Origin of the sequence: Bacillus sp. ISL-39 (assembly GCF_018613295.1) — a bacterium.
Classification (GTDB): domain Bacteria; phylum Bacillota; class Bacilli; order Bacillales; family Cytobacillaceae; genus Mesobacillus.
Genome location: NZ_JAGGQM010000002.1, coordinates 113,082 through 137,803, shown reverse-complemented (window position 1 = coordinate 137,803; position 24,722 = coordinate 113,082). Strand labels below are relative to the sequence as shown.

The following is a 24,722-nucleotide window of genomic DNA, read 5'->3' as shown; positions in this document are numbered from 1 at the left end:
AAAGGCTGAAATCTGTATTTTTGCAGCGTTCACTCTCTTTCTTTTTTGTAGTTACGCAGTTATATTAAAATAAAGAAACGGACGAAAAGAGGTGCATTATGCAGTTAACGATACGGGCTGTTGGTGAGAATGTTCAGGTGATTTCTCACTTGTTGGCGAAAAATCCAAATAATTTGTATGAACGGAATCAGAAAGGCCATGCTGTTAGGCTGTTTTTCAGCTCTTTTACGGAACGGGAGGTTGAAGCAACGGTGTTTGTTGCACCGGACTCTCTTGAACTGGTAAAAAACCAGGGGAATCAATATGATATAACTCATTACATAAATGACCGGGAGTTTGCGGTCAGCAGCATTTTCATTTCATTAATCAGGAATGCACTTGGGACTGCGCTTAATGGACAGCCAAAGGAAGACTACATTAAGTGGGTGAAGCATCCATTTGATCTTGAAATAAGTTTTGGCCCGGTGGCTTCGGGACTATCGGATCTGCAAATCGTTGACTTATTCGAACCGCTCGGATTTGATGTGAGCATCAACCGGCCAAAAATTGAGTATAGTTTCAAGCTGAAATCCAAAAGCACTGTCAGGTTTATCACTCTTAAAGGCAGGACAACACTGCAAATGGCTTTGCGGCAGATTTTTGTGCTCATCCCCGTATTGGACAATTACAAGCATTATTTTATCGATGAAAAAGAGATTGAGAAACTTAAACGTTATGGAGAGGGCTGGCTGGATGACCACCCGCAAAAATCCTTTATTTTAAAGAAGGCATTGCGATTCAAAAATGTGTATGAGCTGGTTGAAGGACAGGAAAAAGACGCTGCTGCTCCTGAGATGAAAAAAATCCGTCTAAATGATATGCGTTATGAAAAAATCGTGGAAACTGTGAAGGATTTTGAGGATAAGGAAAGCATCGTCGACCTTGGTTCTGGTGAAGGCAAGCTGAGCACAAGGCTGGGCTTTATCCCTGGTGTGAAAGAAATTCTCGCTGTCGAGCCTTCAGAAGACGCATCGATCCGGGCGATGGAGCGATTCGCCCAGGCAGAGGGGAAAGATGATTTTATCAAACCAACCCAGCTATGGGGTTCGCTATTTTACTATGATGAGCGGTTAAAAGGGAAAGATGTCGTCATTTTATGTGAAGTGATTGAGCATATCGATGAGGACCGGCTTCCGAAAGTGTTCCAGACGATCCTGCAAGACTATCGTCCAAAGAACCTCGTGGTGACCACACCGAACAAGGAATATAATGCTCTGTATGAAATGGATACGAAATTCAGGCATGGCGACCATCGTTTTGAGTGGACAAGGGAAGAGTTCGAGGCCTGGTGCAGCGCCAGGAATACCGAAGGAGATTATGAGTTGATTTTCGACGGAATTGGCGAGTTGGACGAACAATTCGGCTTTCCAACTCAAATGTGTATCTTTAAAAGAAAGGAGGTTTCGGAATGAGAATTTCAGTGCCGCACGCAGGAATCGTTTTGCTTGTTGGACCATCCAACAGCGGGAAGACAACATTGCTTGAAAAATGGAAGGACGAATTAATCATCGCGCCATCCGAAGTAGTCAGTTCCGATCAATTCCGCGCGCTTGTCAGTGACAAGGAGTTTATGGACTGGCGAAACATGCCGAAGGAAGAAGCAGACATCCTGTTTGACGAATACAGCTTGATCTCGAAAGAAGCTTTTACCATGATGGACAGCATGATCCGCACCAGGTGCAGACTGAATAAGCTAACCTTTGTGGATGCTACCCATCTTCAGCCAGATGATCGAAAAAGATATATCGCGATGGCCAGGGAGAATCATGTCCCGATTATTTCCATCGTTCTCGATGTGCCTGAAAAAGTTCTGCTGGAAAGGGACGAGCAGCGGGAGAATCCCCGCGGTAAACGTCGGGTCAAACAGCAATATCAGGTCTTCACACGGGAAAAACGCTTTATGAAAAAAGAAGGAATCAGGTCCGTATACTTTGTGAAGGAAATCGACCAGCTTGAACTGACAAGACGCAGCCATCCACTTGAACTGGAAGCAGATGCTGGGATTGACATCATAGGGGACATCCACGGCTGTTATGATCAGTTGATCGAACTTCTGGAAAAACTCGGCTACAAAAAAGATGATGAGGATTCTTATTTGCACCCGGATGGCAGGAAGTTCCTCTCTATTGGGGATGTCATGAGCCGCGGTCCGGGATCGCTTAAGAGCATGATGTTCTTTTACCGCCATGTCCAGAAAGGGCTGGCCTATATGATCGACACCAACCATGGCTGGAAGATTGCCAGGTGGCTTGATGGAAGAAAAGTCACCCTGTCGCATGGCGATGAAAAGGTTGAGCAAGAATTTTTGCAGTATGAAGAAGAGAATGGGGCAGAAGCGGCAGAAGAGTGGAAAAGCAAGCTGAAGGAATTTCTTCTTCAAGCACCGTCGCATTATATTCTGAAAAAGAACGGCATTCCTGCAGTAGTCTGTGCGCATGCAGGTATTAAAGATGAGTTTATTGGCAAGCAATCGCCGGAAATCAGTGATTATTGCCGTTATGGAGATACTGATGGTTTTGATGAAAAAGGAAAACCGGTGCGGAAAGACTGGTTCATCGGACACAGCACAAGCCAGCTGATCGTCTGGGGCCATGATCCGAAGCCTCAGCCGCTGAAAATCAATAATAGTCTCAATATTGACCAGGGTGTTGTTTTCGGCGGAAAGCTCACGGCCTTCCGCTATCCGGAGAAGCAGATTGTTTCCGTACAGGCGCAGGAGGATTATTCTGGAGTCTCTGATAATCCGCTCCGTGAATGGGAAAAAAACCGCCTGAACCAGCCGAATATCGGTAAATTCCTGAATGGCTATTCTGTGCTGACCGAAGAATTTGGCGAGGTGGCAGTTCCGGCTGAAACGGTCAAACCTGCGATCGATGCAGTCTCGCACCACACAATCCCGATCGAGCAGCTGCTCTATATTCCGCCAACGATGAGCCCGACGCCGGTGCCATCAAATTTGGAACATTTCCTGGAACATCCTCAGGAAGCCATTAATTATTATCGAAGCAACGGAATCGGAAAAATGGTTGCCGAGAAAAAACATATGGGCAGCCGTGGGATCCTGCTGCTGTTCAGGGATCTTGAAGCAGCGAAAAAACACGTTGGAATCGAAACACTTGGTGTTATTTATACAAGGACGGGCAGAAGGTTTTTCGAGAAGGATCTTGAGGAAGAGATTATTCGCAAACTGAACGAGGATTTGCATCGTCACGATTATTTTTGCAGTAATCAAACGGATTATGTCCTGCTGGACGCTGAAATCATGCCCTGGAACCTGAAAGCAAAGGAATTAATCAGCAATCAGTATGCACATGTCGCCGAGAATGCGATCATGGATCGGTCGATGATGATCGAAAAATTAACAGAAGCAGCAAAAGATAAACAGGACTTGGCAGCCTGGGTCGATGAATACAAGGGAAAATTAAGCAATGCAAAAGAGTTCGCAGAAGTTTTCCAGGGGTACTGCTGGGATGTCGTCACACTTGATGATATCCAGATTGCTCCGTTCCATGTGCTCGCCCACAGCAGCAGGACGTTCTTTGATGAAACGCATGAGTGGCATATGAAAATGAATCACCAGTTTGCTCTCTATTCAAGCTTGTTTGTCGCTACGGAATACAAAGTCATCGACAGTCCGGCCAGTGAGGCAGAAGTGATTGAGTGGTGGGAAGAGATGACGAAGGATGGACATGAGGGAATCGTCATCAAGCCGGAGCGATATATTTCGAGAAGCAGAGGTCAATTGCTTCAGCCAGCAATCAAGGTGAGAGGCAGCAAATACCTAAAAATCATTTATGGAATGGATTATTTGCACCCGGAAAATCTGAAACGACTAAAAAAGCGTAATACCGGCAAAAAACAGAAGCTTGCATTGAAAGAATTCGCGCTTGGAATCGAAGGAATCCGCCGATTCGTGAACGGAGAATCCATCGAGAGAGTTCACGAGTGCGTCCTTGCCACCCTGGCAATGGAACAAGATGCCGTGGATCCGCGTTTGTAGGAGATTGTTTGAAGCTGAACCAGGTTCATCACGGTTCAGCTTTTTTGTGCAACCATATGAGGTCAATCCAACCAAGAATATATATACTGCAACCGTAAATAAAACTGATGTAACCGTAAATAAAACTGACGCAACCGTAAATAAAACTAACGCAACCGTAAATAAAACTGATGTAACCGTAAATAAACCTACAGGAACCATAAGCAAAAGAGTTTGAACCGTAAGTAAAATTTGCGAAACCTAGTTTTTTTTCTAAACAATGATGCTTTCTTACAAGGAAAGGATATAAAAGTGGCTCAGTTGAAAACTTTTGGTGCATCGGTTACATATGGAAAATGAATCTGTTGCTTTGCTAATTAATTTTCAATGAAAGTATAAAACCCTGCAAATGCAGGGTTTTATCTATGGTCCAGCCGCTTCGTCTGGATCCACCAATCAATATGGTCTGAGTTAAAGACAAATAGATTTTTAGTAGGTCTGAGGTGCGGGATGTCTTTCTCAGCAATGAATTGCTGGATTTGTTCCTCGGTCAGCGGATAGCCTGCCGAGGCCAGGTATGCGACCAGGTTGGGAATTCCATAGATTTTGCTCACCTAACCACCTCCCGCAAAACCCTCCTTACCCCTCAAGAAAGGAAAGCTCAGCAGAAAGTACTTAGCAAGCAAGCCGGCTAGCATAGATTTTATTTACCCTTTTTTGAATTAAAATAACCTGCTAAATAAGAATCCTCCCCAAGGCACAGGACATTCTATTAACAGGAGGGATGTTCTTGAGACTGAGGATAGTATTGTACATAATGTTCATTTATTTTGTACCAATAGAAGTAAATGCTGAAGCACCGCTGACTGCTGCTTTTGTCCGTGACCATCAGTTGTGGATCAAAACCGAAGAAGAAGAAGTTCAGGTGACGAAGGGGCGATATGTGCAAACGCCGAAATGGTCCCATGATGGGCGGTTTATTGCCTATATTGATGGAGATGCACATGGTGAGAAATCGGATTTATTCATTTACGATACGAAGGAAAAAGAGAGCTTTCAGCCGTATCAAATTGAGACGTCTGATTATAAATGGTCACCGATTAAAAACCAATTAGCCTATAATTCTCATGGTGTATTGAATGTTACGAAAATGAAGGATGGCAGGCCAAAGGGCTTCGAAAATGTGGCCCTGGGAGTGAGTGGCTTTGAATGGTTCCCAAATGAAAAGGAATTCATCGTTTCCTCTCCATCCAGTTTGCGGCCAACCGGGTGGGGACCAGTTCCACTGTATAAAATACCGATCAATGCAAACCTGGATAAAAATAAAATGGAATCATTTTATACTATTAAAACAAGTGAACCCGATTTGTTCGGAATCAATGCTGACTTTTTCAAGTGGAGTCAGGATGGAAAATGGGTTGCCTTCCTTTTGATCCCGACGGCTTCATGGTCGATGGATAGCAATACATTATGTGTCCTTTCCAGCGAGGGAAAACAATTTCAATCGGTGGGGAATATGCTGGGTTTTAAAGACTGGATGAAGTGGGCGCCATCAGCCAATCAACTTGCCTATATTTCTGGTGAAGGACGTTTTTATGTGGAAAACAAGAAAACCACCATTGCGGACATGCCGGCTGCAATCCAGCAAAAACAGTACACACCTGAAGGCTATGTTGATCTTGATTTAGATTGGTACTCTCCTGATAAAGTGATTGTAGCTCGTTCGAAAGAAAACAAAGAGTGGGATGAAGGCCCTGTTCCAACTATGTTCACAGCACTGTATGCTATCGATATAAAAACGGATGAACAGACACAAATTTCTCATCCAAAGAAGAACGAACTCGATCGCCAGCCACAAGTAGTCGGAACAAATATTACCTGGCTTCGTCAGGATGGCAAAAAGATTGATTTATGGATGAAAAAGGGATTGGATGGCCAGGAGTATAAATGGATCGAGAACATTGAAGAAGGGCCTGTCTTTTTACAGCCATAAGAATAACCAACAAATGCGTTAGTCCCAATGGAGGATTAACGCTGTTTCTGTGGAATTATTTTACTTATAGAACTATAACAAGAAGGAGAAGGATATGTGGGAACCACGGTTGATTCAGACGGAGAGGGGACAGTTCGAGGTATTTGTGGCAGGTGAGGGGGCACCGCTTTGTGTGACGCATCTGTATAGCGAGTTTAATCATCGGGGAAATTATTTTGCGGATTTGTTTGCTGACTTTTTCACAGTCTATCTTGTGAATTTGAAGGAAGCAGGGAAGTCTGCGAGAGTACAAGAGGAAGAAGAGCTAAGCATGAGTCAGTCTGTTGAGGATTTGGAAGCGATTCGGAAGGCCATCGGTTTTGAACAATGGAATTTTGGTGGACATTCCACCGGCGGGATGTTAGGGCTGGCGTATGCTGCTCAACAACCTGGTTCATTAAAAAGTCTGATAGTAGGCGGGGCATCAGCTACAAATCAATATATGGAGCATGGAGCTAGCATTTACAGTACTAAAAACCCTGTAAATAAAAGATTGAAGGAAATCTTCTCCATTCTTAAATCAAGTGACTCAACAAGAGAAGCAAGAATGGAGGCGGGCAGAGAATGGACCGAAATGTCATTGTTTGATCCAGGCCGCTTTGATGAGTATTTTTCTAAGCCAAGCAGTGGAAAAGTGGTTCAGCAGCGATTGGATTATTTTTCGTATAAAGAACTTCCATCTTTCGATATTAGACAGGCCATTTCAAAAATCGATACGCCAACGATTGTTTATTGCGGCAGGCATGACTCGCAATGTCCTCTTGTTTTTTCAGAAGAAATACACCATCTGATCCCTGCTTCGAAATTTTATGTCTTTGAAAAAAGCAATCATTCCCCCTTCCTGGAGGAAAAGGAAAATTTCAAAGAAATGATTAAGGTTTTTTATGAAATGAGCAAGGGGTTTCAAACTTGAGATTGAGATGGAATAAAGAGAAAGGCCTGCCTTAATGCAGGCAAGCCATTCTAACCATCTATTTTTCCCCATCCACATATTTTCCGTAATCGGGGATGGCGATATTGTCGAATTCATCAACGAGCTTTCTGAGGTTTTCTCTTAAAGTCTCAGCTGCCATCGGGATTCCGTGCCCGGTGATGGCGTAAGCAGGCTGCAAGGCCTCAAGCTTCTGGACTGAAGTGCGGGCTGCTTCCCAATCGGTCGTCAAGTAGCGGGGAGGACCGCTTATTTCCTGGTCCTGAGTCAGCACGCTGTACAGTGATTCTTGTTTGACTGTGACAAAAGCATCGCCGGCAATCAGTACTCGGTCGGACTCCCTGAACAGTGACACATGTCCGGGTGTATGCCCCGGAGTATGCAGCCATGTCCAACCGGCCATATGCGGTATCGTTCCATCCTCGTTCAGTGTCTGTACATGGGTTCCAAGATCAATTCCCTCATGCGGAAAAGTAGGGGACATCTTAGCAACCAGGCCGCCCTCCACACTGGCATCCGGCTTCGGATAATCTTCTTGTCCTGTTAAAAATGGAAGCTCAAGCTGGTGGGCATAGACAGGAACCTGCCAGCGGTCGACTAAGTCGATTATTGCGCCTACATGATCAAAATGTCCGTGTGTTAAAATGATTGCCTTTGGCCTTGCTCCTTCACCAAAAATCTCTTCAGCGGCATCGATGATTTTATCAGCGGACTTTGGCATTCCGGCATCAATCAGCACCCAGTCACCAGGTTCTTCGGAAACGCGGACAAAACAAACGTTTACAATCTGGACAGTAAGGCTGTATACACCTGCCGCACCATTCTGAATCATCCCGCTCATTGTTGAAGTCATAGGCATATAACGTTCGGTTGAAGAGCTTTCTTTCACTAGTAAAACCTCCCATATATGAGCATCTTTTTGAGTATACCCTGTGTAAGGCCCTAGTATGCTACATGTTCGGTGTAAAAAGGACCTTGGAGATTCGTGTTGGGAATTCATTTACGGTAAATCGCAGAATAATCCTGAACGGAGAAACCCAATGGGGAAATTGAATTGGTTTGTAGAAAGAAAAGATATTATATGGTGAGTGGATACAGAAACCTAAGCGGGAGGCTTAGGTTTCTGTTTTGAAGATTATTTGAACTGCATTAGGAATATAAGCTGCCATACAGTGTTGAAAGATATCATAAATTACTTAATCATTAACAGGCTTTAACAGTTTGTCTACCCGTTGTTTTTTCTTATCTAAAAGTGCCTTATCCAATTCAGGAAATGAATCAACGTCCGCCTTTTCCATAACATATTCACTAAAGTCCTTTACCTTTTTCCGAATAGAATAGGTGTTTTCCTCGGCAATTTCTATTAAGCTATCATAAATGGCAAGAACGACAGAGATATCATCTTTGCCATGGTGAATAATCTGGTAAAAGGATAGTCTTAAAAGCTCTTCAAATGGTCTCTGCGGGATTGAAACAATAGTTTGATTCTCATCATTCTTGTAATTTAGATAACAACCATCCAGCTTAGCTGCCTCCTTAAGGCTGCTTCCCATATGTTGAATACACTCTATAGCAGTGTTGGGGTCGTTCACACCTGGCGAAATGGCCCGAAGCCCGATCTCAGCCAATTTTTGAAGCCCAAAGCCAACATCCTGCATTGTTGTTCTGTTATTCCCTACACTGATCTTCTGTTTTAAATAGCGAGGCGGCTTTTGGCCGTTATAATAAATCTTCATAATTACAGAGGAGCGGGAAATATAACTGCCGACAGGTTTGGTTACTTCAATGAAACTATTGTTTTCCCTGGCCCAATCTGCCAGTTCGTCACCCTGTATTAACTGAATATACCCGAAAATGTCTGCAGTCAAATTTAAGCAGTCCGTATAATGCTCTCCTTTTTGGGGAGTACTGGTACATAGGGAAAGTCGGTCGGTCTCCTCGATTTTATTTAATCCACTTGCGATCGTCTCGCTGAGATCAGCGGCGATTTTTTCTATTAGTTTATTAACCTGAATGGAGGTAGCAACATAGTGGATGAAATAAGCAAAAAAGGCAAGGCAAACGACAGCCACCAGTGTTCCAATAGAAGGAGAGAACGTTTTGTTTTCCACGAGATCATTTTTCATAAATAAAAGCGTTCCTATTGAATAGACAAACCCACCAATAAAAACCCCCATTACCCTTTTAGTAACAGAATCTGTAATAAAGGTTTGCAGTGTCCTCGGGGAAAACTGTGAAGAGTAGGTCGTCAATACAACCATAATGATGGAAAATGTAATAGTAGTCATTGTCAATAAGGAGCCAGCGATCGTTGATAAAACAATCTGGGCAAGACTTACATCCACCAGAAAGTGTTTTAGGATGGTATTATGCCATTCGTTGAAAAAGTGTATATCAAGCTGGATGGATACTGCAGCAAGGATAAATCCTGCAAGGGTATACAGGGCGGGAACCACCCAAATTTTATTTTTTACTCCCAAATACCATTGATTATTCAAGTCCAAACCTCCCAATACAAATTGACTAATGAAGAACTATAGCCATCATTGAGTTATCGTAAACTCGTATATTGATATATCTTTAATGTGAGGCGTTGTCAATATAAGTCTATCTTTATATTCATTCGTTTTTTATTGTTTTTTCCTAATGGAAGCGTGGGGAAATTTACCACTTTATTAAAAGTCTAATTCGCATAATAATTATCTTACGAACAGATTAACATTTTAGGAATGATGAATTTAAATGGAAATAGTTTTCCTTTCAGTCTTTTTAATAGTATTGGGTATACTTTGTATAATGACGGCAATCTTCATTAAAAAAAAGGACCTAAAAGAGGTTGGTCCAGGTATACCAACAAATGTTGTCGAGTTTTTCTTAATGGTTCTTTACATGCTATTTCCATCTATAGTTAAGAGGATTTTAATTTTCCTATTAGGATTTGGTTTTATGGCAGGAGCGTTCTTCCTGTTATTCTCATAATTGTTTCTAATGCGTTAATCCAGGAAGGATTGACGTTTTTTTGTTGCCTTTTTATTTTGCGGAACATGTGCCCGAAATGAAGAGGCTCCATGAATTTCGGTAAGAAGTTGGCGGAACATGTGCCCGAAAAGAAGAGGCTTCATGAATTTCGGTAAGAAGTTGATGGAACATGTGCCCGAAGGAAAATCAACGAGAGTATTGAAAAGTGACTTATACGCAACTAATAAATACAAAAAGCTGAACCAGAACATATTGGCTCAGCTTTACCATGGAAATTCAATCTTCTTTGCTAACTCCGGGAAATCGATAAACGGGTTGCGGTTTCCCTGGATATAGTAGATGGCCTGGTTCCGGTGCTTTTCATAAAGGGTGGGCGGGAATTCTTCATTCCAGCGAGTGAGCAGCGCGATGTCGACCTTCTTTTTGAATTCTCTTTTCACTCTTTTTGGATACCTGAGGAAAAAGTACAGCATCGCCCGGGCGGAAGCTCCTTTGCCGTGCTCAGGTTCGAATTCGAATCCTGTCGTGACTCCGCAGTTATTCTGTATAGGTTCATTTCCCGATTCTGGGTTATAGAAATCAAAGTCGGCAAACGGGTAGTTGGAGCGGGAAATGTTGCAATCAGGTTCGCAGACAAACAGGTGATGCAGGTCACCCTTCATCGGTTCAGCACCCTCGAACCAGGATTGCGGGACAATATGCTCGGTGTTCATCTTAAAATGATCCTCAAATACCTTAAGTTCCTTAATTGAATCAAAGCCATTCACCTGGATTTTCCGGGAACGCCTTCTAAACTCATCGTACTTCTCTCTTAGAGTTTCATTATCCTCAATAAGCAATGACTCAGGATCCTTCATCTGGCTTGAATAGATACTCTTAGCAGATCCGTCAGGATATAAATCGACCCAGGTGTACAGATACAGATCCTTTGCAAGGAAGTAGGGGAGCTGGTTCTTATGTGACTGGAATACGATTGTATGAAATTTGTAAAACAGGGCCAGACCGGACAAATCAAGATCCTGTGCACCGCGGTAATATTTCTTGATATCAAGCTCATCCTGGTCAGGGTCGTAGTATAGCTGCTGATTGCTCTGAATGTCGCGGCGATTTTCCTTCAGAATTGTCAGCAGCTTTTTCAGGTCCAGCGAATCGTACTTGTGCTCCCAGCTCTCCTGTTGCCGTAGCTTTTTATATTTAGACATAACAAACTCCTCATTCTCGTCATCGTATCCCTATTTTACCCTTTAAAAGATTGTCCTTCAAAGACCTGAGGGGGATAAAATGCTTGGACTTAGAGTTTTTAATGATTAATGCAAGTAACCAGAATTCTTCTTTTCGTCTCTCAGTTCATTTTTAAAGTTACAGTCATCCTCGAATACACATTGACTGCAATTCTGAGAGGAAACGATATTGGTATATTCTTTGGGCTTTCTTATGTTCTCTTTGAGTTCATTAAAGTAAGCTTTGGCTAGCTGGACATCGTTTTCTTCAGGGTTATATTGAAAAAGAGTGCCATCAAGAAGGGTGATGATTTCAACCTTCTCAGGGAGCACCCCGAAAGCTGAATTGGAAAACAGTATTGTTAAATATGTATACAGTTTTACCATTGAATCATCTGCATCCAGCAGATATTTTGTAACGGTGAAGCTGCGGTCACTCCAATTCCCGACCTCAAATTTGATTGAAACATTGATTTCCTCAATGGAGGTTTGGAATTGATCATACAGGAATAGAGAGGAGCTTTCAATCTCCCTATTCACCAAGACCTGCAGCAAATGATCCGTTATTTTTGCCAGAGTTGTATAGTAATGAGCTTTATCCTGAAATAAATGAAGAGGGATTTGGTCCCAGTACTGCTGGATCAATCTTAGTACAGCGATTTTGCTCCTTGCGCCATGTGGCAGACTATAGTATTGATGGACAATTTGATTAACCGAATTTTGTACGACCTGGCGCCAACTATATTCGCTTAACTTCTTGCCGGTCACGAATCGGTGATAAAATTTGTACGGACATTGCAGAAATGTTTCCAAATGATAATCGGCCAGTTTTTCCCGCAAGAGCAATCCCCCCTTAAAAATCAATTGATTAACTCAAGAATCATTTCCTTGTTTCTCTCTGAAAAAACTTTATTATGGGATGACACCATGGCAGAATGAGAAGCTGCCGGTTCAATGAACTGTTTTGCTTTATTTACCGCATTGGCTGCATCCTGGAATGTCCCGGCAATCAAATTCAATTTGCCTTCATGCTTTAAAATATCCCCTGCAGCAAACAGGCCAGGTACGGACGTTTCACTCGTAGGTGTTCCGTCAATGTAAAAACCATCAATCATCCTCGGTTCAAGCTCGCTATTCTCAAGCAAGGATGCATCCTGATCAAATCCATGGTTGACCAAAACATCATCAACAGGAAGGCGAAGAACTTCACCGGTAATCTGGTTTGTTATTTCGACTTCGGCAATGGATGTCCGGTTTTCATCAGCATTTAAACTGCTGATACATGAATGGAATAAACATTCCACAGAGCTGTTCAGCAACTGTGTGACCTGTGATTCATGGCCGGAGAAACATTCCCTCCTGTGCACTAGGTAAATCTTTTTTGCTACCGGTTCTAACGCATTGGCCCAATCGATTGCAGAATTGCCCCCACCAGAAATGACAACTGTCCGATCCTTGAAATACTTCAGGGAATTGACCATATAGTGCAGATTGGACACCTCGAATTTTTCCGCCCCTTCGAGCTTCAGTTTTTGTGGCTTTAAAATTCCACTTCCAATAGAAACGATGACCGATTTTGAATAATGGACTTTTCCAGAAGCAGCTTTTAGTAAAAATAAATCCCGATCCTTGCTGATGGATTCTATTTTTTCATTCAGTACAACATCAGGGCTGAATGTCATCGCCTGTTCTTTTAATTGTTTAATTAGATTTGCGCCTGTTATCGGTCCAATGCCGCCAACATCCCAGATTACTTTTTCAGGATAAACATGGATTTTTCCGCCCAGATCGGACTGGGCTTCAATAATCTTTGTTTTCATTTCACGCAAGCCAGAATAAAAGGCTGAATATAATCCGGCAGGCCCGCCGCCAATAATCGTAATATCATAGACTTCAATGTTTTCCATTGGAAACACTCCTTGAATGTATTGTGCAAATCCTTTTTGTATACGGTAAAGAAATCATGAAAAATGAAATTTTCACAAATCTGTCATTGACTGAGAAAAATAATAGCTTTATAGTATACATTGTAAACGACACTGATAATCATTATCAACGAGAAAATGAAAAACTTTGGAGGAATGATGATGGTCCGCTTATACACAGACCAATTAAAAGTGGGATATGGGGAACGGACAATCGTGAAAAATCTGACTTTAGAGATCCCTGATCAGAAAATCACGATTATCATCGGCCCAAATGGGTGCGGAAAATCGACATTGCTAAAATCGATGTCACGAATCATTCCCCATCAGTCTGGTTCTATATTCCTGGATGGGTCGAGTATCTCAAAAGAAGACACAAAAACCCTGGCAAGAAAGATGGCCATTCTTCCCCAGACCCCCGAAAGCGCAGCTGGCCTGACGGTAGGGGAATTAGTCTCATATGGACGCTTTCCTTATCAAAAAGGATTCGGAAGGCTGACGAAAAAGGATATCGAGACCATTGATTGGGCCCTTGAAGTAACGGGCACGGCGAGTTACAAATACGAGCCAGTCGATTCGTTATCCGGTGGACAGCGACAGCGTGTCTGGATCGCACTCGCCCTCGCACAGGAAACAGAAATGATTTTCCTTGATGAACCGACCACATATCTTGACATGGCACATCAGCTTGAAATCCTAGAGCTCCTGCAAAAGCTGAACAAAGAGCAGGGCCGGACAATTGTAATGGTGCTTCATGACTTAAACCATGCCGCAAGATTTGCCGATCACCTGGTCGCCTTGAAAGCGGGAAGCATCGTGAAAACTGGGTCAAGTGAAGAGGTCATCAAAAAGGAAGTACTCAGGGAAGTTTTCCAGATTGACGCTGAAATCGGCAGAGATCCGCGCACGAATAAACCAATCTGCATCACGTACAACTTACTAAAAGGAGAAGAAGACAATGAAGAAATTACTTATGCCATTCCTGCTTATGCTGGTGCTTGTTCTTAGTGCTTGCGGAGGAGAAGAAAAGCAAGAAAATACAGGTGAGAAAAAGGAAGAAGATAAGCCTCAAACCATTACTTATGAATCTGAAAATGGACCAGTAGAAGTACCTGCAGATCCAGAAAGAGTCATCGTCCTTTCTTCCTTTGCCGGAAATGTAATGGCTCTTGATGTGCCAATCGTGGGAGTTGACTCATGGTCAAAAATGAATCCGCGCTTTGAAGAATTGCAGGATGTTGAAGAAGTAACAGATGAAAACCTGGAGAAGATTATTGAGCTAAATCCAGATCTGATCATTGGTCTATCTAACATCAAGAATGTCGATAAGCTGAAAGAAATCGCGCCTACTGTTACTTTTACCTACGGAAAGCTAGGGTATCTTGAGCAGCATTTGGAAATCGGGAAGGTTTTAAATAAAGAAAAAGAAGCCCAGGAGTGGATCGATAACTTTAAGGCCGACTCAAAAGCTGCCGGAGAAGAGATCAAAGCAAAAATCGGAGAAGATGCGACGGTTTCTGTCATTGAGAACTTCGACAAGGAACTGTATGTATTCGGTGATAACTGGGCAAGAGGAACAGAAATCCTGTATCAGGAAATGGGCTTGAATATGCCTGAAAAAGTAAAAGATGCAGCACTTAAGCCTGGTTACTATGCGATTTCGCCTGAAGTTCTGTCTGAATACGCCGGTGATTACGTGATATTCAGCAAGAACGCTGAGGGAGATACTTCCTTCCAGCAAACAGAGACTTATAAAAATATTCCTGCCGTAAAGAATAACCGTGTATTTGAAGTGAATGCAAAGGAATTCTATTTCAATGATCCTTTAACACTTGAATACCAACTTGAATTCTTTAAAAATTCATTCTTGGAACAATAATAAGAAGCAGGAGGAATTCTTTTAAGGAATTCCTCTTCTTGCTATCAGAAAGATGAGATGCAGATGATAACCCCAAACAGCTCGCTTTCCATGCTCATAAAGTTCGCTGCAGGTGTACTCGTCCTGGCTGCCAGTTTCATGACGGCCATGGTTTTCGGGGCGGCTGACACGACCATCAAAGAGATTTGGCTGGCGCTTACTTCAACTGTTAAAACAGATACCATCACCATGATCAGGGAAATACGCCTGCCGAGGGAAGTTGGCGCCATTTTCGTAGGGGCTGCCCTTTCGGTAGCGGGTGCAATCATGCAGGGCTTGACGAGAAACCCGCTGGCAGATCCGGGTCTGCTTGGACTGACCGCAGGTGCCAATGCTGCACTTGCTTTGATTATGGCGCTCAGTCCTGGAGCCGGTTACCTTGCCATCACTATTGCTTGTTTTATCGGGGCTGCAGTTGGTGTCATTCTTGTTTTTGGGATTGGCGCGTTAAAAAAAGGCGGATTCTCTCCATTACGGATTGTATTGGCCGGAGCTGCGGTGTCAGCCTTTCTGTTTGCGGTAGCAGAAGGAATTGGTCTCTATTTTAAAATTTCAAAGGATGTTTCGATGTGGACTGCCGGAGGCCTGATGGGTACTTCATGGGCACAATTGAAAATTATTATGCCGTTTATCCTCGTCGGAATGCTGGCTGCTTTTTACCTGTCGAGACAATTGACGATTTTGAGCTTGAGTGAGGAAGTAGCAGTAGGGCTTGGCCAGAAGACCAACTTGATTAAACTGATCTTATTCATCGTAATTATTTTACTGGCAGGGTCAGCTGTAGCGCTAGTCGGCAACATGGCTTTCATCGGACTTATGGTCCCGCACATCGTCAGGATGATTGTCGGCACAGATTATCGGTTTGTCCTTCCGATGTCTGCCTTATTTGGAGCATCCTTCATGCTTATTGCGGATACATTAGGCCGGACAATCAACGCTCCTTATGAGACGCCGATCTATGCGATCATTTCCATGCTCGGACTGCCGTTCTTCCTGTTCATTGTCCGTAAAGGAGGGAAGAGCTTCACATGATCCATCCATCCATTATTAAGAAACAAAGATTCATAGTTGTGATTCTACTCCTTTTAATTGTGTTAACCATGATTGCGAGTCTTGGCCTTGGTTATTCTTCCGTTTCGTATGACCGGATTTTGCCAACGATATTGGGAAATGGCACTTTTAAAGAAGAGTTTGTCTTGTTTGAGATCAGACTTCCGAGGATTATTGTAACGCTCCTTGCCGGGATGGCCCTGGCAATTTCAGGGGCGATTTTACAAGGATTGACCCGTAATGATCTGGCGGATCCGGGAATCATCGGCATCAATTCCGGAGCAGGCCTGGGAATTGCCGTGTTCTTTCTCTTCTTCCCAATTGATGCTGCTTCGTTTGCCTATATGCTACCTTTGGTCGCGTTCGCTGGTGCTTTGCTGACGGCTGTTCTCATTTATTTGTTTTCTTATAAAAAGGGAATCGGGCTTCAGCCTGTAAGATTGATTCTTGTAGGAATAGGGTTTTCGATGGCTTTGTCAGGAGCTATGATAGTCATTATTTCCGCAGCGGAGAGACAAAAAGTTGATTTCATCGCCCGCTGGCTTGCAGGAAATATCTGGGGAACAGATTGGCCCTTTATATGGGCACTTTTGCCTTGGTTATTATTATTGATCCCATTCACCCTGTTTAAAGCCAATCGCTTGAACCTTTTGAACTTAAGCGATCCTGTCGCCATCGGAGTAGGGGTATCGATTGAAAAAGAACGAATTGTCCTGCTTTTAACGGCTGTTGCATTGGCCGCCTCAGCCGTGTCGGTAACAGGCGGAATCGCCTTCATCGGGTTGATGGCTCCACACCTTGCCAAAGCAATGATTGGTCCAAGGAACCAATTATTTTTGCCAATAGCGGTATTGATCGGTGGATGGCTGTTGCTGTTCGCAGACACCATCGGCCGCAACCTGCTAGAGCCGGAAGGAATCCCGGCAGGAATCATGACTGCGCTGATAGGAGCACCATATTTTGTGTATTTGTTACTGCGAAAATAGGCAGACAGGCTGTCGGGAAAAAGCCCGGCAGCTTTTGTATTATTTGAAGTATATCTATTGTCAGATCCTATCACTCTTAATACGATAAAAATGATATGGGGATCACAAATAGGAAAACAAAAAACCCACCAAGGATGCACCATGAATGGGTATTGAAAAGTATATACTATGAGACTTCATCGAACTTCTTTCGGGCAGTGAGCCAATGAGCGATAAGGTATATAACAAGATATATTGGAATGGAATAAAAAAAATTCCAATTCAGGGGCTTATAAATATCAGTAAATACGAGTAAAGGCTCGCCTATAAACGCTGTTAATAAAGCAAAGGATAATGCTTTTTTAATTGGTGAGTATCTCGGCTTAAATTGTATTAGAGACATAATAATAACCGGCATTAAAGCCAAATCATAGGGAATGTATGCAGGAATGAAAGGGAAAACCTCATATCGATATGACCATAATCCTAGTTGTACACCTATGGCATCAAAGGAAACAGAAAAGGTCATCACGAAGAAGCCTGCTGTAAGCAATCTATATCGACTCTCTTTTTTATGGTATTTAAACCAGAATAACCAAGTAAGGATTGTAGTTAATAAACCGAACCACCAGCGCCAGGTGAAAAGGCTTTCATTCATCCAGAGCTCAATAACCTGTTGGACAATTTCGTGAGTTTCTCTCGAGTAATGATCCATTTTTTCTATTGTAGTCAATATTCCCACCCAATTGTGAAAGAGTTTAAAGCCTTACCATTATGGGCATATTATCGATATTTATTCCTTGAGTTGTTGTTTAATCGATGGTTTGAAGAAAACATAAAACCTTCATTTCCTTACAGTATGAATAAAGATTATTTGGTAAGGTCATTGAAAACAAACCAGTTTAGACCATTAGATTGGAATTCCACATTTATTTCAGATAGAATTAAACTAATTCACAATATTAAGGGAGTCTTATAATGGTCAATTCTAACCATCAGATAAAAGTGAACAAAAATGAGTTTGTCTGGAATTTACAGGAGGGGGAGCTGACATTTGATGGTGCTCCTGCTTTGCTTTTCTGGGATTCAGCCATCGAGCTGTTTTTGAATACGATTGAAGAAATTTCCGGGAATGATGTATCGAAGACCGTATATGAAGTGACCGGGTTCCGGATGGGGCATCTTGTAAGTTCCTATTACGAAGGCAGGACAGACGTGGTTAAGCTGTTGAGTGAATACAGTGATATATATAAAAGTGCTGGCTGGGGAGTCGCTGAGATTCAAGAGTACTCTTATGAAGAGAAACGGGCGGTCGTCAGGATTCGTAACAGCTGGGAACATCGAATTTTCAAGGTGGCTGGTAAAAATAAAGCCGGTGTCCTGCTTCCAAGCCATTGGGCAGGCATTTTCAGCGGGCTCTTCAAGCAGGACATGTGGTATAAAATGGTGAAAAGCCAGCACGAAGGCCATGATTATGATGAAGTGGAGATTTTTCCTTCATCCGTGACCATTTCACAAAACATCCATAAGCTAGCCCGAAAGAAAGAACAGGAAAGCATCATGGAATTGGAGCAGAAAGTAGAAGCACGAACGAAAGAGCTTAACTCTCTCGTTCAGGAGCTCAGCTCTCCAGTCATCCCAGTCTTGAATGGTATTCTGGTCATTCCGCTGATTGGACAATATAACGAAGATCGACTCAGCAGCCTGATGGAAAAAGCCTTGGTGGAACTCAAGAGGCTGAAGGCCAAATACTTATTGATCGACTTAACCGGTATTAAGCATGTCGATCCTTACACAATCCATGGTATTCAAAAGCTGATCCAATCCGTTCGCCTGATTGGAGGCCAATGCTTTATTGTCGGAGTATCCGCGGAGCTGAGCCTCAAAATCCTGGGTTCAAATGTTAATTTAGAGGGGATTCAATCCTTTTCGAATCTGCAGCAGGGCGTGGAATATGCCATCCAGCAGAATGGATATGAATTGGTTAAAAAGAAATAATTTTTCGAGCTGGACCGGGAATTTCCTGGTTCAGCTTTTTTCTGAAATGAAACTTTTTACATATTAGGACATATGTCCTTCCTTAGCTAGCTTGTTCTGTCATTTAATTATTACAAACATAAGGTTTGGGGAGAGAGAGATGAAAGGTTTGATTTTTGCTTTATTAGGGGGAGCTTTTATTACGCTGCAGGGTGTGGCCAATGCGAGAATCAGCCAGGATATTGGTACATGGCAGACGGCTTCGCTTACACAGCTTACCGGATTTTTGACTGCATTCTTTGTCTTGATCTTTGCTGCAAAGGGACAGTGGCAGGGATTAAGGAAAGTGAAGCCTCTTTACTTGATTGGCGGGATGTTTGGAGCAATTGTTGTCTTTGGAAACGTTACGGCGATCCATTACATTGGCGTTACATTAACGGTCTCCGCGATGTTGATTGCCCAGCTGGGGATGACCTTCCTGATAGACCGTAATGGATGGTTCGAGGTAAAGAAGCAAAAAATGAGGATGCCTCAGCTGATTGGTATTACACTGATGGTTTTAGGTGTGGTCATCCTGGGCTGGTAATCGAAAAAAAGGCAGGGAAAGCTGTATGAAGGAATTACATGCTAGGGAAAAGATAGAAGGATATTTGCGGTCTTACAAGGTTGAAACATTATTTACTGACGAAATTATTCCATACTTAACATTATTCGAATTTGAAAAAGGCGAACAGATTTGTTCGCAGGGTGAGCCTGTTGAGTACCTATATATACTGGTAAAGGGGAAAGTGAAGATTTTTACCACTTCAGAAGATGGCAAGACATTAATCCTTTCCTTTAAAACTCCAATAGAAGTCATAGGAGATATTGAATACGTACAGGAAATCGACACGATCAATACGGTGGAAGCTGTTTCTCAGGTCGTCATGATTGGAGTCCGCCAAACTGTGGTGCGAAGATTTTTAAAAGACCACTCACCGTTCCTGCAATTTTTGTTAAAAATCATCACAAGGAAATTCTATATTAAATCCCAGTTCATGCGACATAACATCCTTTACCCGGTTGAAACCCGGTTAGCGAGCTATCTCGTGTCTGTCGCCTATGATGAAAACGAAGCGCTCGTCAACGGGAAGGTCAGTACATCGAACCTGACCGACATTGCTAATTTAATTGGAACAAGCTACAGGCATCTTAATAGAGTCATAAAGGATTTCTGTATAAAGGGCCTTGTGGAGCGGAATAACGGTGCAATTGTAATCAAGGATCTGGAGGGATTAAAGTCCCTGGCTAAGGAAGATCTTTATGAGTAAAAATTTGGAGGACAAACTATGCTAGTAGGCTTACTATTTGCAATAATTGCCGGCACGCTTGTTGGCATGCAGAATATTTTTAACAGCAAGGTCAATGAAAAAGCGGGATCGTGGATGACAACCACATTAGTTTTGGGATTGGGTTTCCTGGCATCCTTCATCCTTGGACTGTTCTTTGAAGGCGGCCAAATGTTCAATCTGCAGGAAATGAAAAGATGGTACTGGTTCAGCGGATTGCTCGGAATCGGGGTCGTTGCCGGCATCGTACAAGCTATAAGGTATCTAGGGCCGACTTTTGCGATATCGATTGTGTTGACTTCGCAACTTGGATTCGCAGTATTGTGGGATTCTTTAGGCTGGATGGGATTGGAGAAGGTTCCTTTTACGTGGCAGCAGTTCCTTGGTGTACTTGTTATAACAGCAGGAGTGATTGTCTTTAAATGGAGCGAAGGAAGCAAAGAAAAGGATAATGTTATCACTTCCAAGCTCGATAAAAAAGCAGAAATCTCTTAATGAAAAACTTTCGCGGCAGCTCGCTAACTGCCGTTTTTTTTGTTGAAGGTAGTTGAAATTATATATAACTATCTAAACGTGGTATAATCTTTAAAAAGAAAAAGCGGATCTAATTATAGGAGCTGAATTTGTGAATTCCATCGAAAGATTTTCTAAATACCTCATCGACCATGCAGAAGCGATCAGTAGGGAAATTACAGATTATAACCTGAAAAAGCTTGAAATCAATCTGCCTGAAGAAATTATCCAACAAACAATAAATACAAACATAGCCTTTCTGGAGTTTCTCGGTGAGACATTAAAACTGTCAAAAGAAACAGTGGCTGAGAAATTTATTGATTGGTATGAAGTTAGACAAGCAAATAAGCCTGAATATCAATTCAGCCATGAAGAACTTGCAAGTATCCTTAAGCCATATGCAGAAACACGGCTCCAACTGATCGAAATGATGACGAAAATATCAATCGGAGAGGGGCTTTCAACCGAAGAAGTAGTGTTCGTCAATAACCGGGTAAGCTACTTGCTTGATTTAAGTATTACGGAAACAATGATTGAACGCGAAAAACTCGCGAATGAAGAGAACACTAAGAACCAAAAAATCATCACAAATCTATCATCCCCAATCGTTCCTCTCGCAGAGGACATGGCCATCCTTCCATTGATCGGCGAATTTGATTTCGAACGCAGTGACCATATCTTAACCGATGTAATCCCAAAAATAAGTGGACTCAGAATCAAGAATCTGATCATCGACTTTTCTGGTATCGCCATGATTGATGCAGAAATCGCCGCGCGCATCTTCAATATCAATAAAGTCCTGAGACTGATCGGAATCGAAACGATGCTGACAGGCATTCGACCTGAACTCGCAGTCGATGTCATTAACACAGGAATCGATTTCTCTCAATTAAACACTTATGGAACCGTACAGCAGGCGATTCTGGCGAATAGAGCATAGGAGGAAGGTAGGGGAAAAGAGTACATCTACCGGACTCCTAATGTAAAAAGACCATCTCTCACACATTAGATTTGGTCTTTTTTTATTTCAGAAAACTTTTATCTAACCGAAACATTTTTACATATTTGTTCGTATTAGGATTATGGAGGTGTTTGATATCAAAATTTCTAGAATCGTGTTGTCACTTCTTTTATCCGGGGTTGTTTTGTTCGTCGCTGGCTGCTCTTCACCTGTTAAGTCAACAACACAAGATTCAAACATCAGTGCTATCAAGACAGTTTTAGAGCATCAGTTCACAGGACCTGATCCAGAATTTATTGAAGGATCGGACAACATCGAAAAACTTGAACAATATTATGAAAAACGCTATAAACCTTATTTTACAGAAGAGCGGTACAATAGCTTCATTGCAACCTTAGCTTACCATTATGTCCTTGTCGCTCATAATAACCATAAGCAAATAAAGGTTGATAAAGTAAGTGTTGAAAAGGATGAAGATACTTATAATTTTAAAGTGACCGTATTGTACGGAAAGGAAGACAGCGGTCAGAATTCTGCTGAGGTTACAGGCCGAGCCAAATTCAATGAGGAAGGCAAAATCACTCATATTCAATACTTGAACGAGGGTGAATTAACTGAAAAGTTGATGAATTAAACTCAAAGAGAAAGGTGCGCTCTAAACTGAGTGCACCTTTCATTTGAATAAAATATCCAAAGAAGTATTATGAACTTTAGAAAACACAGCTCTTATTCTGAACGGTTGGTTATTAATGCAACTTATACATACTATAGGTTATTGATGGGGAAGGTATTTTTAGTATATCTTTTTTGGAGGTTACTTATGGAGGGAAAGGGAAACCAGATCAGGCTAACAGCAGGTGAGATCGCTCAACTTTGGATTCAATACTTGAATGATAGCGCAAGTATATGTATTCTGTCGTATTTTTTAGAAAAAGCTGAGGATGAAGAAATTAAGCCTCTCATTAAATTTGCTTTAGGGTTATCTCAATTACATATTCAAAAAATCACAGCGATTTTAACAGAGGAAAAAAATGTTGTGCCATATGGATATAATATAAAAGAGGATGTTGACTTGACTGCCCCCAGGCTTTATTCAGACAGTTATGTCCTTAATTTTCTACACCAAATGGCTAAGGTTGGACTTACATCCTATGCTGGCAGTCTATCTACATCTGTAAGAGACGACATCAAAACCTATTATATGGATTGCCTTACCGAAACGATGAATTTATATAAAAAATCAACCGATTTATTATTGTCAAAAGGATTGTTTATCAGGTCTCCCAGTTTGCCTAATTTAGAAAAAGTTGAATTTGTGAAAAAGCAATGGTTTATATTAGATGTGTTTGGCGAGAAAAGGCCATTAATAGCAGCTGAAGTAGATCATTTATATGCTAATCTCCAAAGAAATGCATTGGGGGTGGCAACTCTTACTGGATTTAGTCAGGTTGCGCAAAATAAGGATGTAAAACAGTTCTTTTTAAAAGGATTAGAAATTGGCAATAAACATATAAAATTATTTAGAGCTAAGTTAGAGGAAAGTAAACTTCCCGCACCAATGGGCTGGGATTCAGAAATAACAAATAGTACATCGCATACATTTTCTGATAAACTAATGATGTTTTTTACATCTGGTTTGATTTCTTTGAGCGTAGGCTATTACGGTACAGCCACCAGTCAAAGTCCCAGAGGTGATATTGGAGCGATGTATAACAGGCTATCAATGGAAGTTCAGATGTATTCTGAAGATGGAGCTAATATAATGATAAAAAATGGCTGGCTGGAACAGCCTCCAATGGCATCCGATCGAGATGAATTAATAAGGAGAAAAAATCATTTATAAATCGATTCAAAGTCCGTATGTATATATCCATACGGCCTTTCTTTTATGTATCTTCCCCCCGATAGCTAGTGAAAAGTTTCCAGCTTCTATATGGACTGATATTAAGATGCTTGGGACCAAAGTATATGGACCCGGGCATTTTTTTGTGCTTTACTTTTCCAAACTGCTTGCAAGGGTCTGTTCAAGGAATGTACCAATATATCGAACTTACTTCAGACGATAATACAATCGCTGCTGTATTTTGTTTGTCGTAAATACAAGAGGGGAACTTCTATTATGTAGTTTGTAATGGAAGGGGTTCATGCTATATGATTGCAAACAAAACAAAGGCAAAAAACGTGATCCTTCCGATCCTTTTGGTTGCTGCAGGTTTAGGAACATCGATTGCTTTTCTTTACTTATTTGCCGAGCTGGCGGAAGAATTGCTGGAATCCGAGGTTAAAAAATTCGATGAAAGCATTATTCAATTCCTTTATCATATAGAAAATAATGTGTTAGATATGATCTTGTTTATCTTCACCGAGTTGGGTTCCGTCTGGTTCCTGACCATTTTTTCGATCATGATCATTTCATTCCTATGGTTTAAAAAGAGAGACAAATGGAGCATCCTCTTTTTCATTATCGGCATAGGCGGGGGAGGCCTCCTGACCAAACTTTTGAAATACTATTATAGAAGGGAACGACCTTCAATCGATGAAACCATTGACGCGATCGGCTACAGCTTTCCGAGCGGCCACGCAATGGGGTCTTTAATTTTTTACGGATTTCTGAGTTACTTACTGTTTCGTTCCAGCCTTCGAAAAAGAATCAAGTGGGTCGCGCTGTACATATGTGGTGTGCTGATTATGTTCATCGGGATCAGCAGGATTTATCTGGGAGCCCATTATCCAAGCGACGTCATCGCCGGCTATCTGGCAGGAAGCATCTGGCTCATCCTCTGTATTCTTGCGTTGGAATATGTAAAGTGGAGGAGTACTTCACAAAGAAAACCGATGAAGGCATTTAAGAAGTTTATTGGGAAGCAGTTGAGCAGCAGGGTTTAGGTGCCTATTTAGGGAATTG

The 24,722-nt window shown here is 42.1% G+C and carries 23 protein-coding genes; 16 read left to right on the top strand and 7 right to left on the bottom strand.

Going from position 1 to position 24,722, the window contains the following annotated elements:
- The first annotated feature begins 98 nt into the window (after nt 1–98).
- Both J7E37_RS02330 and J7E37_RS02325 read left to right on the top strand, forming a co-directional pair.
- Complete coding sequence (locus J7E37_RS02330) at nt 99–1,451, top strand: 3' terminal RNA ribose 2'-O-methyltransferase Hen1 (RefSeq protein ID WP_214782801.1); 1,353 nt, start codon at nt 99–101, stop codon at nt 1,449–1,451.
- Complete coding sequence (locus J7E37_RS02325; protein WP_215022229.1) at nt 1,448–4,039, top strand: polynucleotide kinase-phosphatase; 2,592 nt, start codon at nt 1,448–1,450, stop codon at nt 4,037–4,039. Before J7E37_RS02330 ends, J7E37_RS02325 begins: the two co-directional genes overlap by 4 nt.
- Before the next feature lie 398 nt (nt 4,040–4,437).
- On the opposite strand, the gene J7E37_RS02320 is transcribed toward J7E37_RS02325, so the two are convergent.
- On the bottom strand, nt 4,438–4,632 hold the full coding sequence (locus tag J7E37_RS02320) for a hypothetical protein (RefSeq protein WP_215022228.1): 195 nt from the start codon (nt 4,630–4,632) through the stop codon (nt 4,438–4,440).
- A gap of 176 nt (nt 4,633–4,808) precedes the next feature.
- Between J7E37_RS02320 and J7E37_RS02315 the strand changes: the two genes are divergently transcribed.
- A complete protein-coding gene (locus tag J7E37_RS02315) occupies nt 4,809–6,011 on the top strand; it encodes a translocation protein TolB (RefSeq protein ID WP_215022226.1) in 1,203 nt (400 codons plus the stop codon).
- A 94-nt stretch (nt 6,012–6,105) separates the two neighbouring features.
- Nucleotides 6,106–6,963, top strand: coding sequence for an alpha/beta fold hydrolase (locus J7E37_RS02310; RefSeq protein WP_215022224.1), 858 nt, complete (start codon nt 6,106–6,108; stop codon nt 6,961–6,963).
- Nucleotides 6,964–7,021: 58 nt separating this feature from the next.
- Here the strand turns inward: J7E37_RS02310 and J7E37_RS02305 are convergent, their stop codons facing one another.
- The 5 genes from J7E37_RS02305 to J7E37_RS02285 all read right to left on the bottom strand — a co-directional run bounded on the left by J7E37_RS02305 (nt 7,022) and on the right by J7E37_RS02285 (nt 13,087).
- Nucleotides 7,022–7,840: an MBL fold metallo-hydrolase gene (locus tag J7E37_RS02305; protein ID WP_215022886.1), complete on the bottom strand. Its 819-nt coding sequence runs from the start codon at nt 7,838–7,840 to the stop codon at nt 7,022–7,024.
- A gap of 337 nt (nt 7,841–8,177) precedes the next feature.
- Nucleotides 8,178–9,479, bottom strand: a complete 1,302-nt coding sequence (locus J7E37_RS02300; protein WP_215022223.1) for a DUF2254 domain-containing protein — start codon at nt 9,477–9,479, stop codon at nt 8,178–8,180.
- 744 nt (nt 9,480–10,223) lie between these two features.
- Nucleotides 10,224–11,162 (bottom strand): endonuclease I family protein, encoded by a 939-nt coding sequence (locus tag J7E37_RS02295; protein WP_215022222.1) that lies wholly within the window; start codon nt 11,160–11,162, stop codon nt 10,224–10,226.
- A gap of 105 nt (nt 11,163–11,267) precedes the next feature.
- Nucleotides 11,268–12,020: a PD-(D/E)XK nuclease family protein gene (locus tag J7E37_RS02290; RefSeq protein ID WP_215022221.1), complete on the bottom strand. Its 753-nt coding sequence runs from the start codon at nt 12,018–12,020 to the stop codon at nt 11,268–11,270.
- A gap of 20 nt (nt 12,021–12,040) precedes the next feature.
- Entirely contained in the window at nt 12,041–13,087 is a 1,047-nt protein-coding gene (locus J7E37_RS02285) for an NAD(P)/FAD-dependent oxidoreductase (protein ID WP_215022220.1), read from the bottom strand.
- A gap of 180 nt (nt 13,088–13,267) precedes the next feature.
- Here J7E37_RS02285 and J7E37_RS02280 point away from each other — a divergent pair, with 180 nt between their 5' ends.
- The 4 genes from J7E37_RS02280 (at nt 13,268) to J7E37_RS02265 (ending at nt 17,059) form a co-directional block, all read left to right on the top strand.
- Nucleotides 13,268–14,113, top strand: a complete 846-nt coding sequence (locus J7E37_RS02280; RefSeq protein WP_215022219.1) for an ABC transporter ATP-binding protein — start codon at nt 13,268–13,270, stop codon at nt 14,111–14,113.
- Nucleotides 14,064–14,984, top strand: coding sequence for an iron-hydroxamate ABC transporter substrate-binding protein (locus tag J7E37_RS02275; RefSeq protein ID WP_215022218.1), 921 nt, complete (start codon nt 14,064–14,066; stop codon nt 14,982–14,984). The genes J7E37_RS02280 and J7E37_RS02275 overlap by 50 nt, the downstream gene beginning before the upstream one ends.
- 63 nt (nt 14,985–15,047) lie before the next feature.
- A complete protein-coding gene (locus J7E37_RS02270) occupies nt 15,048–16,055 on the top strand; it encodes a FecCD family ABC transporter permease (RefSeq protein WP_214783621.1) in 1,008 nt (335 codons plus the stop codon).
- Nucleotides 16,052–17,059, top strand: coding sequence for a FecCD family ABC transporter permease (locus tag J7E37_RS02265; protein ID WP_215022217.1), 1,008 nt, complete (start codon nt 16,052–16,054; stop codon nt 17,057–17,059). The genes J7E37_RS02270 and J7E37_RS02265 overlap by 4 nt, the downstream gene beginning before the upstream one ends.
- Before the next feature lie 166 nt (nt 17,060–17,225).
- On the opposite strand, the gene J7E37_RS02260 is transcribed toward J7E37_RS02265, so the two are convergent.
- Entirely contained in the window at nt 17,226–17,771 is a 546-nt protein-coding gene (locus J7E37_RS02260; protein ID WP_215022215.1) for a CBO0543 family protein, read from the bottom strand.
- 245 nt (nt 17,772–18,016) lie between these two features.
- Here J7E37_RS02260 and J7E37_RS02255 point away from each other — a divergent pair, with 245 nt between their 5' ends.
- From J7E37_RS02255 to J7E37_RS02220, 8 genes are all read left to right on the top strand, one after another.
- Nucleotides 18,017–19,036: an STAS domain-containing protein gene (locus tag J7E37_RS02255; RefSeq protein WP_214782837.1), complete on the top strand. Its 1,020-nt coding sequence runs from the start codon at nt 18,017–18,019 to the stop codon at nt 19,034–19,036.
- Nucleotides 19,037–19,175: 139 nt separating this feature from the next.
- Nucleotides 19,176–19,601, top strand: coding sequence for a DMT family transporter (locus J7E37_RS02250; RefSeq protein WP_215022213.1), 426 nt, complete (start codon nt 19,176–19,178; stop codon nt 19,599–19,601).
- A gap of 25 nt (nt 19,602–19,626) precedes the next feature.
- The gene (locus tag J7E37_RS02245) at nt 19,627–20,325 is read left to right on the top strand and encodes a Crp/Fnr family transcriptional regulator (RefSeq protein ID WP_215022212.1); all 699 of its coding nucleotides are present in this window, start codon (nt 19,627–19,629) and stop codon (nt 20,323–20,325) included.
- Between the two features lie 18 nt (nt 20,326–20,343).
- The gene (locus J7E37_RS02240; RefSeq protein ID WP_215022211.1) at nt 20,344–20,838 is read left to right on the top strand and encodes a DMT family transporter; all 495 of its coding nucleotides are present in this window, start codon (nt 20,344–20,346) and stop codon (nt 20,836–20,838) included.
- Nucleotides 20,839–20,968: 130 nt separating this feature from the next.
- Nucleotides 20,969–21,796 (top strand): STAS domain-containing protein, encoded by an 828-nt coding sequence (locus J7E37_RS22415; protein WP_214782849.1) that lies wholly within the window; start codon nt 20,969–20,971, stop codon nt 21,794–21,796.
- 148 nt (nt 21,797–21,944) lie between these two features.
- Nucleotides 21,945–22,451: a hypothetical protein gene (locus tag J7E37_RS02230; RefSeq protein WP_215022210.1), complete on the top strand. Its 507-nt coding sequence runs from the start codon at nt 21,945–21,947 to the stop codon at nt 22,449–22,451.
- 186 nt (nt 22,452–22,637) lie between these two features.
- Nucleotides 22,638–23,660, top strand: a complete 1,023-nt coding sequence (locus J7E37_RS02225) for a DUF3231 family protein (protein ID WP_215022209.1) — start codon at nt 22,638–22,640, stop codon at nt 23,658–23,660.
- Nucleotides 23,661–23,968: 308 nt separating this feature from the next.
- On the top strand, nt 23,969–24,703 hold the full coding sequence (locus tag J7E37_RS02220; protein ID WP_215022207.1) for a phosphatase PAP2 family protein: 735 nt from the start codon (nt 23,969–23,971) through the stop codon (nt 24,701–24,703).
- Nucleotides 24,704–24,722: the final 19 nt, after the last annotated feature.